The organism is Gordonia sp. i37 (genome assembly GCF_002043085.1).
GTDB lineage: Bacteria > Actinomycetota > Actinomycetes > Mycobacteriales > Mycobacteriaceae > Gordonia > Gordonia polyisoprenivorans.
The window spans coordinates 1-14,263 of the sequence record NZ_MVPX01000024.1; the positions used below are offsets into that span (position 1 = coordinate 1).

11 protein-coding genes and 1 pseudogene are annotated in these 14,263 nt (G+C 67.5%); 6 read left to right on the top strand and 6 right to left on the bottom strand.

Features of this window, described 5'->3' with window-relative positions; translation table 11 throughout:
- Window positions 1–188 (top strand): annotated as a pseudogene (locus B1964_RS00995) (HNH endonuclease); the annotation flags it as partial.
- Between the two features lie 617 nt (window positions 189–805).
- Here the strand turns inward: B1964_RS00995 and B1964_RS01000 are convergent.
- The gene (locus B1964_RS01000; protein WP_079928460.1) at window positions 806–2,401 is read right to left on the bottom strand and encodes a Rieske 2Fe-2S domain-containing protein; all 1,596 of its coding nucleotides are present in this window, start codon (window positions 2,399–2,401) and stop codon (window positions 806–808) included.
- Between the two features lie 118 nt (window positions 2,402–2,519).
- Window positions 2,520–3,254, bottom strand: a complete 735-nt coding sequence (locus tag B1964_RS01005) for a YoaK family protein (protein WP_006369219.1) — start codon at window positions 3,252–3,254, stop codon at window positions 2,520–2,522.
- 231 nt (window positions 3,255–3,485) lie between these two features.
- Here B1964_RS01005 and B1964_RS01010 point away from each other — a divergent pair, with 231 nt between their 5' ends.
- A complete protein-coding gene (locus B1964_RS01010) occupies window positions 3,486–4,265 on the top strand; it encodes a lysophospholipid acyltransferase family protein (RefSeq protein ID WP_079928461.1) in 780 nt (259 codons plus the stop codon).
- A gap of 15 nt (window positions 4,266–4,280) precedes the next feature.
- Here B1964_RS01010 and B1964_RS01015 read toward each other — a convergent pair whose 3' ends face one another.
- Window positions 4,281–5,681 (bottom strand): APC family permease, encoded by a 1,401-nt coding sequence (locus B1964_RS01015; protein ID WP_079928462.1) that lies wholly within the window; start codon window positions 5,679–5,681, stop codon window positions 4,281–4,283.
- A complete protein-coding gene (locus B1964_RS01020) occupies window positions 5,681–7,309 on the bottom strand; it encodes an amidohydrolase (RefSeq protein ID WP_079928463.1) in 1,629 nt (542 codons plus the stop codon). The genes B1964_RS01015 and B1964_RS01020 overlap by 1 nt, the downstream gene beginning before the upstream one ends.
- A 190-nt stretch (window positions 7,310–7,499) precedes the next feature.
- Here B1964_RS01020 and B1964_RS01025 point away from each other — a divergent pair, with 190 nt between their 5' ends.
- Genes B1964_RS01025 through B1964_RS01035 form a run of 3 tightly spaced genes read left to right on the top strand, consistent with a single transcriptional unit; the run spans window position 7,500 to window position 10,179 of the window.
- Window positions 7,500–8,489, top strand: coding sequence for a LacI family DNA-binding transcriptional regulator (locus B1964_RS01025; protein ID WP_139765574.1), 990 nt, complete (start codon window positions 7,500–7,502; stop codon window positions 8,487–8,489).
- Window positions 8,490–8,530: 41 nt separating this feature from the next.
- Window positions 8,531–9,325, top strand: a complete 795-nt coding sequence (locus B1964_RS01030) for a lysophospholipid acyltransferase family protein (protein WP_014358476.1) — start codon at window positions 8,531–8,533, stop codon at window positions 9,323–9,325.
- Window positions 9,326–9,345: 20 nt separating this feature from the next.
- Entirely contained in the window at window positions 9,346–10,179 is an 834-nt protein-coding gene (locus tag B1964_RS01035) for an HAD family hydrolase (protein ID WP_172398710.1), read from the top strand.
- Window positions 10,180–10,209: 30 nt separating this feature from the next.
- Here the strand turns inward: B1964_RS01035 and B1964_RS01040 are convergent, their stop codons facing one another.
- The gene (locus B1964_RS01040) at window positions 10,210–11,670 is read right to left on the bottom strand and encodes an N-acetylmuramoyl-L-alanine amidase (RefSeq protein ID WP_079928466.1); all 1,461 of its coding nucleotides are present in this window, start codon (window positions 11,668–11,670) and stop codon (window positions 10,210–10,212) included.
- Between the two features lie 214 nt (window positions 11,671–11,884).
- Between B1964_RS01040 and B1964_RS01045 the strand changes: the two genes are divergently transcribed.
- Window positions 11,885–13,459 carry a SpoIID/LytB domain-containing protein gene (locus tag B1964_RS01045; RefSeq protein ID WP_079928467.1) on the top strand — a complete coding sequence of 525 codons (1,575 nt, stop codon included), beginning with the start codon at window positions 11,885–11,887 and terminating at the stop codon, window positions 13,457–13,459.
- Between the two features lie 19 nt (window positions 13,460–13,478).
- Here B1964_RS01045 and B1964_RS01050 read toward each other — a convergent pair whose 3' ends face one another.
- A complete protein-coding gene (locus B1964_RS01050; RefSeq protein ID WP_014358480.1) occupies window positions 13,479–14,156 on the bottom strand; it encodes a GAF and ANTAR domain-containing protein in 678 nt (225 codons plus the stop codon).
- Between the last annotated feature and the right edge of the window lie 107 nt (window positions 14,157–14,263).

The following is a 14,263-nucleotide window of genomic DNA, read 5'->3' on the forward strand; positions in this document are numbered from 1 at the left end:
CCGACCTCGACAACGGCTGCCTACTCTGCACCAGCTGCCACGACGACGTCCACCACCGCGGATGGGACATCATCATCGGATTCGACCGACACCCCTGGCTCATCCCACCCGCCAGCATCGACCCGAAACGACAACCCGTACCGTCCTACCACCGCAGAACCATGCGACTCGACGACGCAGCAGCCTGATTCCCGCACCCGGCCTGGCCGGGGCCGCATCCGATCTTTGAAAACTCCATAGAGACAAACCCCACCCGATGGACGAGGTGTGGTGCCGCCAGTGGACCGGACTCCTTTCGGCACAAGGGGTCTCGAGGCTCGTCGCTAGCGCTCCTCGGCACCTCGACCATCGGGATGGGTCGGTTCCTCCGATGGCCGAGGTGCGAGCCGCGTGCGGAGAGCCTCAAGATCACCAGCGCCAGCGCTGGATTCGAACCACCGTGGACCGGAAGCCTGTCAGCACAGGAGGTCTCGAGGCTCGTCGCTGGCGCTCCTCGGCACCTCGACCACCGGGGTGGGACGGGCGGGAGCCTTCCCGCGCGGGAAGGCCTCGACCACCGGGTGGACGGTTTCCCCCGATGGTCGAGGTGCCGAGCCGCGTGCGGAGAGCCTCAAGACCACCAGCGCCAGCGCTGGAACCAGACCACCGTCATCCGGATACCCCGCGGCACAAGGGGTCTCGAGGCCCGGCGCCTGGGGCGCCGTGCACCTCGACCACCGGGTGGGGAGGGCCGAGCACGCAACCATCGGGCGGGAAGGGCCCGTCCATCCAACGGGGGTAGGGCGGTCGTCACCGAGTGGCGCCGCTACTCCAGTCGACTGGCCCGCAACTCGTGGCCCTTCGATGTCAGGCAGCGGCCGGTCGGCAGATCCCATTGCCAGCCATGGAGATTGCACGTCAGCTTCTCACCCTCGATCACGCCGAACTTACTCAGGTCGGCCTTGAGGTGTGGGCACCGACGCTGGATCTCCCAGCCGTCCTTGGTGATCGACGCCGAGTCGTCATGCGCCTCGGAGAACCAGCCGTCGGCGTAGGCGATCCGCTCGTCGGTGAGGCACTTGAAGAACGTGTAGAGGAATTCGTTGTAGCCGCCGATGCGCCACGTGGTGAACCGCGTGGAGAGGAAGATCGTGTTGACCCAGTCCGGTTCGTCGTCGCGCAGCACGGTTCGTACGATCTCCGGGGTGATCCGGAAACCGTAGCGGTACTTGCCCTCTCCCTCCTTGGGTTCCCGCACGATGCGGTTGGGAAAGTCCAGGACGACGGTCTCCTCGCCCATCACGAGGCCGACCGGATAGCCGATGCCGTCGCAGATCAGATCTGAGGCGGCCATGATCGGTTCGAACAGCTCCTTGAGTTCGGGGAGCAGCGGGTCGCCTTCGGCAGGGGCCCAGGTGGCCTTCTCCGCGGCGATGACCGGGGCGAACTTCTCCTTCATCCGCTCGAGATAGGCCTGCTTGTTCTCGCCGAAAACCTCATGCGGCGCATAGGGATGGCTGATCTCGTTGAGTGTCGACCCGGTGAAATCGGCGACCGACCCGGAGACCATCATCAGCCCGCGGTGCTTCTCCCCGTCGTCGGTGCCGTGGATGCGCATCTGTTCCAGGAACGTCTCCTGATCCGGGAAGATCGATGTCACGTCGCCTGGGCGCGGGTTGTCGGCACCCTCGATCCCCGACCCGAAATCGTTGAGCGAGAACAGGTCGTCGTCGAGGAACATCGGCGGACCGGCCGAGGGCACCACCCAGGTCGCACCGACCTGCTCGATGTAGGAGCGGGCACGATCCATGCCACGCTGGCGTTTCTGCGCGGCGAAATTGGCCTTGGACCGGCGCGGGATGTCGTAGACCATCGGATACCAGATCGCCCCGGAATACTGCAGCAGGTGCACGTCGACGTGCCCGAACTGCTCACCGATGACGTCGAGATCGATGGGCCGGGCGTCGTTCATGTTGAACACCGTCGTCTCGCCGTCGGAGACGATCAGTCCCGAGTCGCCGATGGGCCCGTCGGCCGGTGCACGCAGCGCGATGATCATCACGTCGAGCGAGCCCTTCGGGCCGTCGACGGTGATCTTCTGCGAGTCGGTGGTCTCGACGAACTTGGTGAAGCCGAGCTTCTCCAGCTCACGCTTGAGGTCGGGGACCGGGTAGTCGGGCAGCAGGACCGTCGCGTCCTTGCTGACGTTGTCGCGCAGGTTCTGCTCATCGAAATGGTCGCGATGCAGATGCGAGACGTAGAGGTAGTCGCATTGCCCGAGACTCTTCCAATCCAGCTCCGAGTTGTCGGGGAAGGGCACCCAGGACGCGAAGTAGGCGGGATTGGTCCACGGATCGCAAAGGATCGACCCGGCGGTGGTCTGGATGTGGAATCCGGCGTGACCGATGCTGGTGATCTGCATGTTTGGCCTTTCGGAGGGGGTGCGCGGGGCTGCGCGCGGTGACGCGTTGCCCATCCAATCTATCGACCCGCGCCGAACCCGTCGTGGGCCCTCGGTACCTGGTTGGGTCTCCGGTGGCTCAGTGGCCGTCGCGTACCAGGAACTTCGGGTGGTCCAACCGCCATGTCACGACCGCGATGATCGCGGTCACCACCGCGAGCGTGGCCAGCGAATTGTTCTCCCCGAACACCGTGAACAGCGCCCCGCCGATCGCGGCACCGGCCAGGAAGCCCGCGTAGGTGGTGGCGTGGGCCACCCAGCCCCATCGTTTGACGCCCGCGAGGTGCAGGCCGGCGCCTTGGCCGATCTTCACCAGGGTCCCGGTGACGTACGACAGCGGCATCACCACCTCGCCCTTGCGGCTGATGGAGGTGTTGAGAGCGCCGAGGCCGAAGGCCAGACACAGCACCGGGCCCGCTCCGTAGTCCTGGTCGGTGGTGTTGATCGCCGAATCCCACACGTAAGCGGTCGTCGTGGAGGCGGCGGTCAACACAGTTGCTCCATGACGTGCCTTGCGCCACAAGCCGATTCGAGCGAGGGTTGCGACCACGACGCCGCAGCAGAAGGCGACGACGGTGGCCAATGCGGTGAATCCCAGTTGGTGGGCGCCGCGATAGTGCTCGAGAACCATTCGCTCGGTGTTGCCGGTCATGAACGTCACGTACCAACCGGCCGAATAGAGCCAGGCCGCTGCGCCGGTGGCGCCGGCGAGTGCGGCGAGCACTGCGGCCAGGATCATTTCGCGGAAGTCGTAGAAGGGGCCGAGTACCGCGCGGGTGGTCGCGACGGTCGATTGCAGTTCGGTGGTGGGCATGAACCTCTCCGGGGCAGGCTGGGCGTGCGTCGGGCGGGGGTGTCGTCGTGCTGTGAACACCGTCGAGCTGAGAGCAGGGACAGCGCAGGTGGACGTGCCTTCTCGCATGGACTTCGGTTCGGCCGGGCCCGCGGATGCGCGAGATGGCCATGAGTTCGGTCACCGCGTCGTGCCACGGCGGCGAGTTGCCTGGTGTGACCGCGGCGTCGGCGCGACCACTAAGCTCGACCCATGGAACCCGTGTACTCCACCGTGATCACCACGGCGCGGTTGTTGTGGCTGGCCGAAGGTCTGAAGTTCAGCATCTCCGGTGTCGAGAACGTGCCCAAGTCGGGTCCGGGCGTGGTCGCGATCAATCACACCGGCTACCTGGACTTCACCTACGCCGGCATCCCCGCGTATCTCCAGGGTAAGCGGTATGTGCGGTTCATGGCCAAGAAAGAGGTCTTCGACAACCGGTATTCGGGCCCGATCATGCGGGCGCTCAAGCACATTCCCGTCGACCGGGCCAACGGGGCGCAGAGTTATCACGACGCGGTCAGCTATCTCAAGAGCGGCGAACTCGTCGGTGTGTACCCGGAGGCGACGATCAGTCGCAGCTTCGAGCTCAAGGAGTTCAAGTCCGGGGCCGCGCGCATGGCCCTCGAGGCCGACGCCCCGATCATCCCGACCGTCATCTGGGGTGCCCAGCGGGTGTGGACCAAGGGTCATCCCAAACGCCTGGGCCGGACCGGCTACAAGATCGCGATCGGCGTGGCCGAACCGATCGAGCCCGTCGGCGACGCCGAGGCGATCACCGCGCAGTTGCACAAGGTGATGGGCGAGAAGTTGCTGGAACTGCAGGATGCCTACGGCGAGCACCCGAAGGGTGAGTTCTGGGTGCCCGCCCGGCTCGGCGGGTCGGCGCCTACGCTCGAGGAGGCCAACCGGATGGATGCGCAGGAGCAGGCGGCCAAGGCTGCGCGGCGGGCCGAGCGCGACCAGCAGGGTGGGGAGCAGCGGGGCGAGTAGTGGCCCCGCGCTCGCTCAGACCGGGTCGGCGACGGGCACCGATGCCTCGCGCATGTCCAGGGTCGGCGCCGGACGCCGGAATCCGCGGGTGAGGTAGATCAGATAGGCGACGCCGACGGCGAGCCACACCAGACCGACCGTGATGGCGGTGGCCGACAGACTGGTCCACAGCCACATCGTCAACCCGAACCCGATCAGCGGCAGCACCCCGAAACGCACCAGGTCGGTGGCGCTGCGTCGCCGCTGCTCGATGAGATAGACCTTGATCACCGACAGATTGACCATCGAGAAGGCGACGAGAGCGCCGAAGCTCACCATCTCCGCCGCGGTGGACAGGCTGATGGTCAGCGCGACCAGCGACACCGCACCGACGATGACGATCGCGTTGGCGGGCGTCGAGAACCGCGCAGTGATCCGGCCGAACACCTGCTTGGGCAGGGTGGCGTCGCGGCCCATGGCGTACAGGATGCGACCGACGCTGGCCTGTGAGGCCAACGCCGAGGCGAAGCACCCGGCCACATAGGCGGCGGTGAAAAAGGTCTCCAACGCGGTCCCACCGACCCGGACCATCACGTCGTTCGCCGCCGAGTCGACGTCGGTGAAGTTGACATAGTCCGGGAAGGCCAACGAGGCGACGAGCGAGACCACGATGAACAATCCGCCGCCGATGACCGTCACCAGCAGGATGGCCCGGGGGATGAGTCGCCGCGGGTCGCGGGTCTCCTCCGACAGGGTGGAGATCGCGTCGAAACCGAGGAACGACAGGCACAGGATGGCCGCCCCGGAGAACAGCAGACCCATCTGGGCGTTGCCGAAGAACACCGAGCCGATCGACGGGGTGCCGGTATCTCCGATGATGTGGCGGACGGCCAGGGCGACGAAGACGACGATGAAGACGATCTGAAAGATGATGAGCGCGTAGTTGAATCGGGTCACCATCTTGATGCCGAGCACATTGAGGGCGGTGACCACCGCGATGGAGACGACCACCCAGACCCAGGCCGGCACCGCGGGCCACAGGGCGTTGACGAAGATGCCGATGACCAGGAAGTTGATCATCGGTAAGAAGATGTAGTCCAACAGCAGCGCCCATCCCGCGGCGAAGCCGACCGACCCGCCGAACGACCGCTGCGTGTACGAGTAGGCCGAGCCTGCGACGGGATGGATGCGAACCATGGCGCCGTAGCTCAGCGCGGTGAAGATCATGGTGGCCAGCGTGATGACGTAGGCCCCCGGCAGGTGGCCCTCGGTGCCGTCGGTGACCACGCCGTAGGTCGTGAACACGGTGAGCGGCACCATGTAGGCCAAACCGAAGAAGATCAGCTCGGGTAGACCGAGGACGCGGTGCAGTTGTCCCGATGACGTTGCGGCAGGGCCGGTTCCGCTCTGGCTGGATGGGGTCGCGGGTTCGGACATCAGTGATCTCCTCGGTGATGGACCACGGCGCCACCGGCGATGGTGGTGACGACGACGGCGTCGGTGGGCAGGTGGGCTGAGCGGGTGATGTCGAGGTCGAGGACGGCGAGGTCGGCGCGGGCGCCGACGGCGATCCGCCCGCCCGACGGATCGTGGTTCACATACGCCGACCCGGCGGTGAAGGCGCGTAGCGCGGTGTCGAGGTCGAGTGCCTGCCAGGGCAGGAACGGCTCGCCGTCGCGGTGGTCGGGGTCGCGACGGGTGATGGCGACCTCGATCTGGGCCAGCGGATCGGCGGTGGTCACCGCCCAGTCGCTGCCCATCGCGATGCGCGTGCCTTGCGCGACGAGATCGGCGAAGGGAAATTGGAGAGCGGCACGGCGTTCGCCGAGGAACGGGATCGTCAGCGCATCCATCTGTGGCTCGTGCTGGGCCCAGTACGCCTGCAGATTGGCCACCACGTCCAGCGCGGCGAAGCGCGGGAGGTCATCGGGATGAACCAACTGCAGGTGGGCGATGTGATGGCGAAGATCGTTGGGGCCATTGGTGGTACGGGCACGCTCGACGGCGTTGAGACAATCGCGGGCGGCGCGATCGCCGATCGCGTGCATGTGCACCTGGAAACCCGCGGCATCCAATGCGGTCACCGCGCGCTGCAGGGTGTCGGGATCCACGTAACTGAGCCCACTGCCGGTGCTGTTGCCCTTACCGGCACCGCGATGGTCCACGCAGGAGCAATAGGGTTCGAGGAGGGCGCCGGTGTAGTTCTCCATCACCCCGTCGGCCATGATCTTGACCGTCGTCGGCGAGAAGTTCGGTGCCGCACCGTGTTCGCGCTGTGCGGCGAACAGTTCGAGCTGTTCGAGACCAGCGTGTCGATCCCACCACAATGCGCCGACGACACGGGCGGTGAGCCCGCCATCGTCGCCGAGATCGCGGTAGGCGGCCAGGGTGTCGGGGGTGACCCACGCATCCTGCCAGCCGGTGATGCCGAGGGAGTGCAGGTGGCGCTGTGCGGTGACGATCGCCGCGCGCCACTCGGCGAGATCGGGTCGGGGTACGTGGACGGCGTCGAAGGCGTATGCCGCTCCTTCGTGCAGTGTCCCGGTCGGATATCCGTGGGTGTCGCGCTCGTAACGTCCGTCGATCGGGTCGGGTGTGTGCTCGTCGATGCCGGCGATCTCCAGCGCCCTGGTGTTGACCCAGGCGCCGTGGACGTCGCGGTTCATCAGGAACACCGGTCGGTCGCCGACCACGGCGTCGAGGTCGCGACGGTCGGGTGTGCCGCCGGGGAAGTACTCCATGGCCCAGCCGCCGCCGACGATCCACGGCAACTCCGGATGCGCGGCCGCGTAGTTGGCGATTTGCTGGAGGTAGGCGCTCTTGCCCTCGGTGTCGTTGAGCCACAGACAGTTCAGGTTGCGCCCGGCGAACGGTGCGTGGACGTGGGCGTCGACGAATCCGGGCAGGACGAGGCCACCCGGAGTGGTCAGCACCCGGGTGCTGGACCCGATGAGGGCCTCGGCCGCCGCACCCAGTGCGCTGATGCGTCCGTCGGTGACGGACACCGCGGTGACCCCGGGGTGGTCGAACAATGCGGCACCGGTGATGACGAGATCTGCTGCCACCGACTACCCCTCTCTGCTCTGCGGAATCAGTGACCTCGATCGAGGTTTGGTGTTCATAACAGCTGTGCCGGAACGTTCCGGCCACTCGAATCGGCATTTTGTAACGTGCAGTTGACATTGCGTTCGGGGAATTACCCGAAGCTCCGCACCGTTGCTGCCGCCGATCTTCGGCCCGCTTACTGTGGTCTTCATGAGTTCTCGCCGTGCGACCCTGCACGACGTCGCCCGCGCGGCAGGGGTGTCCACCACCACGGCATCGGATGCGTTGGCCGGCCGCGGGCGCGTCGCCGACCGCACGCGCGCCCACATCCTCGAGGTGGCGTCGGGACTCGGGTACGTGGCCAGTGCGGTGGCCCGCGGGTTGCGCTCGGGAACCGCCGGGGTGATCGGACTGTTCATCCCCGAGGAGACGGTCGGCCTCGACTACTACCTGCAGCTGATGCAGGGGGCGGCCGAGGCGGCCATCGGTGAGGGGCTCGCGATCACCCTCGTGCCGCCCGGCATCCGGCGCGAGCAGATGGCGGCGCTGGCGCTCGACGGGTTGATCGTCTCCGACCCGAGCCTCACCGATCCGGTGATGGAAACCGTTCGCGGACTTCCGGTTCCGCATGTCACTCTGGAGCGTGACCTCGCGCCGGATGCCACGGCCGCCGCGGTGGTCACCATCGACCACCGCCACGGCGTGGAGACACTGCTCACCCATCTGGCCGACCAGGGGGCGCGTCGGATCGCGGCGCTGGTTCCCCCGTCGACCACCGCCTTCGGTGCCGACCTGCATCGTCTCTTCGCCGAATCCGACCACGACGTTCGCGTGCGCGACGTGAACTTCGCGACCGACCCCGAACAGATCGTCGCCGAGGTGACCGCGGTGCTCGACGATGCGCCCGACGCGATCGTCGCGGCACCCGACGGCGCGGCCCGGTTGGCTCTCGACGTACTCCTCTCCCACGGCATCGAGGTGCCGCATCAGATGCTGCTCGCCGGCTACACCGACACCGCCGCCTACGTGTTCTCCCGCCCCGACATCACCGCCGTCGATCTCGCGCCGCGCAGCACCGGGCGAATCGCGGTGCGGGCCATCTGCGACGTCCTCGAGGGGCGTCCGCCCGGTCCCGCCCTGGTCGAGACGTCACTGCGGGTGCGTGCGTCCACGGCCGGACCGCTGCGCGCGAGGCCGTGATGCGGAGTCTCGCGCGGGCGGTGACCCGATAGTCTGACCGCATGACCAACGCGGATCGGGAGCCGGTGTTCCGGGCCCTGGAGATCATCGCGAACACCCTCGTCCGCGCGCAGAAGGTGGATCTGCGGTTCACCGGGCTCGACAACATCCCCACCCGGGGTGGCGCGGTGCTGGTGGTGAATCACACGGCCTACGTCGATTTCCTGCCTGCGGCGCTCGGTCTGTACCGGGTCGGGCGGCGGGCGCGGTTCATGATCAAGTCCGAGGTCATGGACGTGGCCATCATGCGATTCCTGGTCAACCACACCCGCACGATCCCCGTCGACCGCTCGCAGGGCACCGACGCCTATCGCGCGGCCGTCGACTCGCTGCGCTCCGGTGAGATCGTCGTGGTGTACCCGGAAGCGACGATCAGTCGCAGCTTCGAGCTCAAGGAATTCAAGACCGGCGCGGTGCGCATGGCACTCGAGGCGCAGGTCCCGATGATCCCGACGATCGTGTGGGGAGCGCAGCGGCAGTGGACCAAGGGCGGCAAGCGTCGGATGGGGCGGGCGGGTATCCCGATCGCCGTCGGCTACGGGGCGCCAATCCACGTGCCCGCCGACGCCGACGTCGAGGAGCAGACCGCGCGGTTGCGCGCGCAGATGACCGAGGTGCTGCACGAGGTGCAGGACGCCTACCCGCATCCGGCCGGTGAGTTCTGGGTGCCGACGCGACTCGGCGGCACCGCACCCACCCCGGAGCAGGCTGCGGTGATCGAGGACGAGGAAGCGCAACGCAAGGCGGCGGCACGGGCGGCGAAAGCGGCACAGCGAGAAGGGAAGTCGCGTAGGTGAAGCTCGAAGGCAAGGAGCCGGTGACCCTCTCACGACCAACGCTGATCGCCAGCGACGTCGACGGTACGCTGATCGACGACGAGAACCGGGTGTCGGAGTACACCAAGACGATCCTGGCCAACGCGTGTGCCGCCGGAGCCGAGTTCGTCCTCGCCACCGGTCGTCCGCCCCGGTGGATCGCCGAGATCACCGACCAGTTCGACCGGTCGCGTATCCCGGTGCGACATGCGGTGTGCGCCAACGGTGCCATCCTCTACGACGTCGAGCACGATCGCATCATCTCCTCGGCGACACTGTCGCCGGAGATTCTCGTCGAACTCGGCAAGATCGCCCAGGCGCAGATCCCCGGGTGCGGTATCGCCGCCGAACGTGTGGGTCGATCCGCGCACGACGCCGCCACCGCGCCGTTCGTGGCCACCGCGGGCTATCAGCACGCGTGGCTCAACCCCGACCATGTCGAGGTCGGTGACGAGGAGATCTACACCGAACCCGCCGTCAAACTCCTCGTCCGTGCCCCCGGAATGCCGAGTTCGGAGATTGCGCAACGACTTTCCGGAACCATAGGCGATCTGGCGCAGATCACCTTCTCCACCGACAACGGACTCGTCGAGCTGTCGCTTCCGGACACCCACAAAGCCTCCGGGCTCCGAAAGTTGCTGGACCACAACGGAGGTGACGGGTCGACGACCGTCGCGTTCGGTGACATGCCCAACGATGTCGAGATGCTCACGTGGGCGTCGCACGGTGTCGCCATGGGCCACGCACACCCGGCCGCGCTCGCCGCGGCCGACGAGATCACCGTCGGCAACAACGAGGACGGGGTTGCCCGCGTGCTGGCTCGGTGGTTCAGTTAGGTGTGATGTCCAGCCGGGGCGCGTCATTCACTACTGCGCGGGTGCCGGTGCCTCGGGGGCCGGGGAGTCGGGGGCGGGGGATTCGGGTGCGGTCGGCGCCACCGCACCGGCGAGTGCCCGGATCTGATCGAGGGCCGGATATCCCTGAATACCAGGGCAACTGGTGTTGTTGTAATCGCGATGACCGGCGATCACCGGAAGACGCGTCTGCGTTCCGGGCGGAAACTTGCTGTCGGAGAAGTACTCCGACGTCAGGGTGGCCGTCGCGGCGGGGTTGAGGCCGGCCCGGTTCAGACGCCACTTGAGGAATCGGCCGACCGCGGCGAGCATCTGGCCGCTCGGCGCGACCTCGTCGAGGTTGCCGATCATCGAGACGCCGACGGTGTTCTTGTTGAAGCCGCCGGTGTGGGTGCCCTCGACGTTGCGGTCGAGGCCGCCGAACGCGCCTTCGAAGATCTGCCCGTACTTGTCGACGAGCACGTTGTAGCCGATGTCGCACCAGTTCAGGGTTCGTGCGTGGTAGGCGTAGATGCCGCGCACGATCTCCGCCGACTGCTGCGGGGTGTAGTCGTTGCTGCCCGCGGTGTGGTGGACGATCGCGCCGTTCAGCGTGGGGGAGATCGTCGGCTGCGAGCAACGGATGCTCTCGTCGGCACCCCACGCCGCACGTGAGATCACCTGCGGACCACCCGAAAGGGTCGTCAGCATCGACGACCCCAGTGAGAGCAGACTGTCGGGGCTCAACAGGGTCGCCGTCAGTTCCGGCAGCACGGTGCTCGCGAGGTTCTTCAGAACCTCTCCGGCAGAGCCGACCACGAGATCGGCCAGGCCGGCACCGGTGGAATCGGCGGCCGGAATGGCGCTCTGGCCGTCGGTGAGCGCGACCTGGATCTCCTTGGCGGCCCCGACCCACACGGGTTCGGTGCCGCCGGGGTGATCGGCCGAGGGGTCGGTGGAGGTCTGGATGGGCTCGAGTTCCACCCAGTCACCCCATCCGCGGACCGGGTCCTTGGCCCGCAGCATCATCGTCGCGTCCTCGGCCTCGTCCCAAACCGGCTTGTTCCACGTGAATCCGACCATCTTGAACGGGGTGTCCCGCACGAGATGCTTCACGAGGGCGCCGACGGGTTGGCGGCCGGGCGCTGTGGGCGACGTAGAGGGCGCTGTCGCGGCGGGCAGGGGGAGCGCGGACAGATCGACCTCGGGCAGCCGGATACCGGCACGCGCCAGGCCGGACCGCGCGAGTTCGACCACCGCATTCGGGACCTCGCGGAGGTCGACGGTGTCGATGGAGGTGGGGTCGGTGGCGGTGGGGTCGGTGGCGGTGGGGTCGATCGCGCCGGCGTCGCCGGGCCCGCTCGAGCGATGGGTGTCGACCGGTCGCACCGACGGCGCCGAGCGCTCGGCGCCGAGATCGATGAACAACGCCGCGCCGAGGGTCATCGCCACGGCGGCAAGGACCACCGAGGGCTTTCGTCGTGGATACCGCACTGGTCTTCTCAGCTCCCTCGGGTCGGTGGTGCGTGCGCGCCGATCGTGTCGTGGTCGGCGCACTGCAGCCGTGCGCCCACGCCGTACCGAGGCAACTCGTGATGCGGTTGTTATCTCCTGTGGTTGGTGATATTCAAGTGACTTGTCTATCGTCACATGAGTCCCACTATTCACATACGTAACATTCGATCATGAGAAACGAGACCTCGTGGCTGTGACGTCCCTGGTCGGCCGAGTCCTGACCATCCGCACCCGACCGGGCCACGCCCGGCGTCGTCGGTTGTCGACGGTCATCGGTGCCGTGTCGGCCACCGCGCTCGTGGGCGGCGTCGGTCTCGTCGGCGTCACCGCGTCGGATCGTGTCGAGATCGGCCTGACCGCCGGCTCGGAGATCACCCTGATCGGTCATGGCTTCGGTCACGGCCGCGGGATGGGACAGTACGGCGCGTACGGCTACGCCAAGCAGGGCTGGTCGTACCGGCAGATCCTGCAACACTTCTACGGCGGGACGACGTTCGGCCGCCCGGCCAACCCGATCGTCAACGTCGCCCTGTCGAACAAGAGCGGTGGCGTGAGCGTGCGCTCGGACGCCGGCATGTCCGTGGGTGGGCAACCGGTCGCGCCGAACCAGGCCGTCACCGTCAACGGCACCACCGCCTCGATCACCGCGGGCTGCGGCGGTCCCGTCGTGCGCACGGTCAACGCCGCCTTCGCCGACCCGATCAACACGGCCCCGAACCGACCGGCCAACGAATTCCTCAAGTTCTGCGGATCCAACGAGCCATTCCGCGGCTCCCTCGGCCTCGACGGCGGACGGGTCACCAACCGGCTCAACGTCGACGACTACGTCAAAGGCGTCATCGCCAAGGAGAGCGTGCCCGGGTGGGCGACCTCCGGCGGCATGGAGGCGCTGAAGGCCCAGGCCGTCGCCGCCCGCACCTACGCCCTGGCCGCGATCGCGAGCGGCAAGAAGATCGACGACACCCAGAACTCGCAGGTCTACGGCGGCGTCACCGGCGAGGACCCGGGCGGCGACCAGGCCGCCGACGCGACGGCAGGGCAGATCCTGCTGCAGAACGGCCAGCCGGCATTCACCGAATTCTCCTCGTCCACCGGTGGATACACCGCGGGCGGCCGGTTCCCGGCGGTCGTCGACGACGGAGACGCCGCGTCACCGAACCACAACTGGACCACCACGATCAGCCCCAGCGCCATCGCGAGCGCGTTCGGTCTGCCGAGTCTGGACAGCTTCGAGGTGATCCAGGCCAACGGGCTCGGCGCCGAGAACGGGCGTGCACTCAAGGTGCGGGCCACCGGCGGCGGCCGCAGCGTCGAGGCGTCCGGCGAGGACGCACGCATGAAGCTGGGCCTCAAGTCCGACTGGTTCGCCGTGCAGGGCCAGCGCACCCCGCCGCAGATCGTGAAGCCACCGACCGGCCCGGCCGGCGGGCTGGGCTCCCTGGACCTCGGATCCCTGGACGCGGGATCACTGGGCGGGATCGCCGATCAGGTGGTGCCCGGAGCCGGTGATCTGGTGAGCACCGCGGCCGCGGCGTTCCAGGGCCTGCTCGGCAGCCTCGGCGACGTTCCCGGAACGCTCGGGACGGCACTCGGGGTACCGACCCTGACGCCCGACGGCGCCGGGGTCACCCAACTCTTCCAGCAGGGGATGCTGTTCTTCTCCAAGCAGACCGGAGCGCATGTGCTCGCCGGAAGCGGCTACAAGAACTTCCGGGCACGCGGTGGCATCCCGGTCCTCGGATTCCCGAAGGCCAACGTCCTGCGCTAGGTGGAAGGGTCGGGGCCGGTCAGGTGCCGGGGCCGGCGACGACGACGTTGGCGGCCACGTCGACGAGCTTGGTGTTCGACTCCTGCGACAGGCGCGCGAGGAGCAGGAACGCGGCGTCGGCGTCGATCCGGTAGCGCTCCATCAGCATGCCCTTGGCCTGACCGATCAGATCGCGCGACCCGAGCGCATTGCGCAGTTGCTCCTTCTCGCGGACGGCCCCGAAGGTGGTGGCGCAATGCGCGGCGAACAACTCGGCCAGCGAGCACGTCTCGTCGTCGAAGGCGAAGGGGGTGGTGCTGTGCAGGTTGAGCGCGCCGAAGTCGTTGCCGTCGATGTAGAGGCAGAAGCACGCCATCGACGCAACGCCCAATGCGCTTGCCGCAGCGGCGAACCGGGGCCATCGCGGGTCGTTGGCGAGGTCGTCGATGCGCACCGTGATGTCGTCGACGGCAGCACGGACACACGGGCCCTCGCCGAGCTCACGCTGGAGATCGTCACACTTGCCCGCGAGATCGCCGAACATCACCGGTGTCTCGATCCGACCGCGGGTGACCAGCGTGACACTCGCATACTCTGCGTTGTCGATCGTGTCGACGGCGGCTTTCGAGATCGCGCGCAGCACGGCCTCCTGGTCGTTGCTCTCAACGCGTAGATCGTTGATTACCTCGGTGATCCGGGTGGTGATTTCCGGCGTCATCCCCTCAACTCCTTGCTGCCGACAACTGATGGTCCGTGGACGACTGTGCGCGCATCCGGCGACGCAACTCCTGAGATTACCGCGCTCCTCGACCGCGGTGCGCCCGG

What these genes read in the sequence shown, in the direction of transcription:
- B1964_RS01000 (WP_079928460.1), bottom strand. Translation starts at nt 2,401, where the DNA reads ATGCAGATCACCAGCATCGGTCACGCCGGATTCCACATCCAGACCACC.
- B1964_RS01025 (WP_139765574.1), top strand. Translation starts at nt 7,500, where the DNA reads ATGAGTTCTCGCCGTGCGACCCTGCACGACGTCGCCCGCGCGGCAGGG.
- B1964_RS01005 (WP_006369219.1), bottom strand. Translation starts at nt 3,254, where the DNA reads ATGCCCACCACCGAACTGCAATCGACCGTCGCGACCACCCGCGCGGTA.
- B1964_RS01050 (WP_014358480.1), bottom strand. Translation starts at nt 14,156, where the DNA reads ATGACGCCGGAAATCACCACCCGGATCACCGAGGTAATCAACGATCTA.
- B1964_RS01030 (WP_014358476.1), top strand. Translation starts at nt 8,531, where the DNA reads ATGACCAACGCGGATCGGGAGCCGGTGTTCCGGGCCCTGGAGATCATC.
- B1964_RS01015 (WP_079928462.1), bottom strand. Translation starts at nt 5,681, where the DNA reads ATGTCCGAACCCGCGACCCCATCCAGCCAGAGCGGAACCGGCCCTGCC.
- B1964_RS01010 (WP_079928461.1), top strand. Translation starts at nt 3,486, where the DNA reads ATGGAACCCGTGTACTCCACCGTGATCACCACGGCGCGGTTGTTGTGG.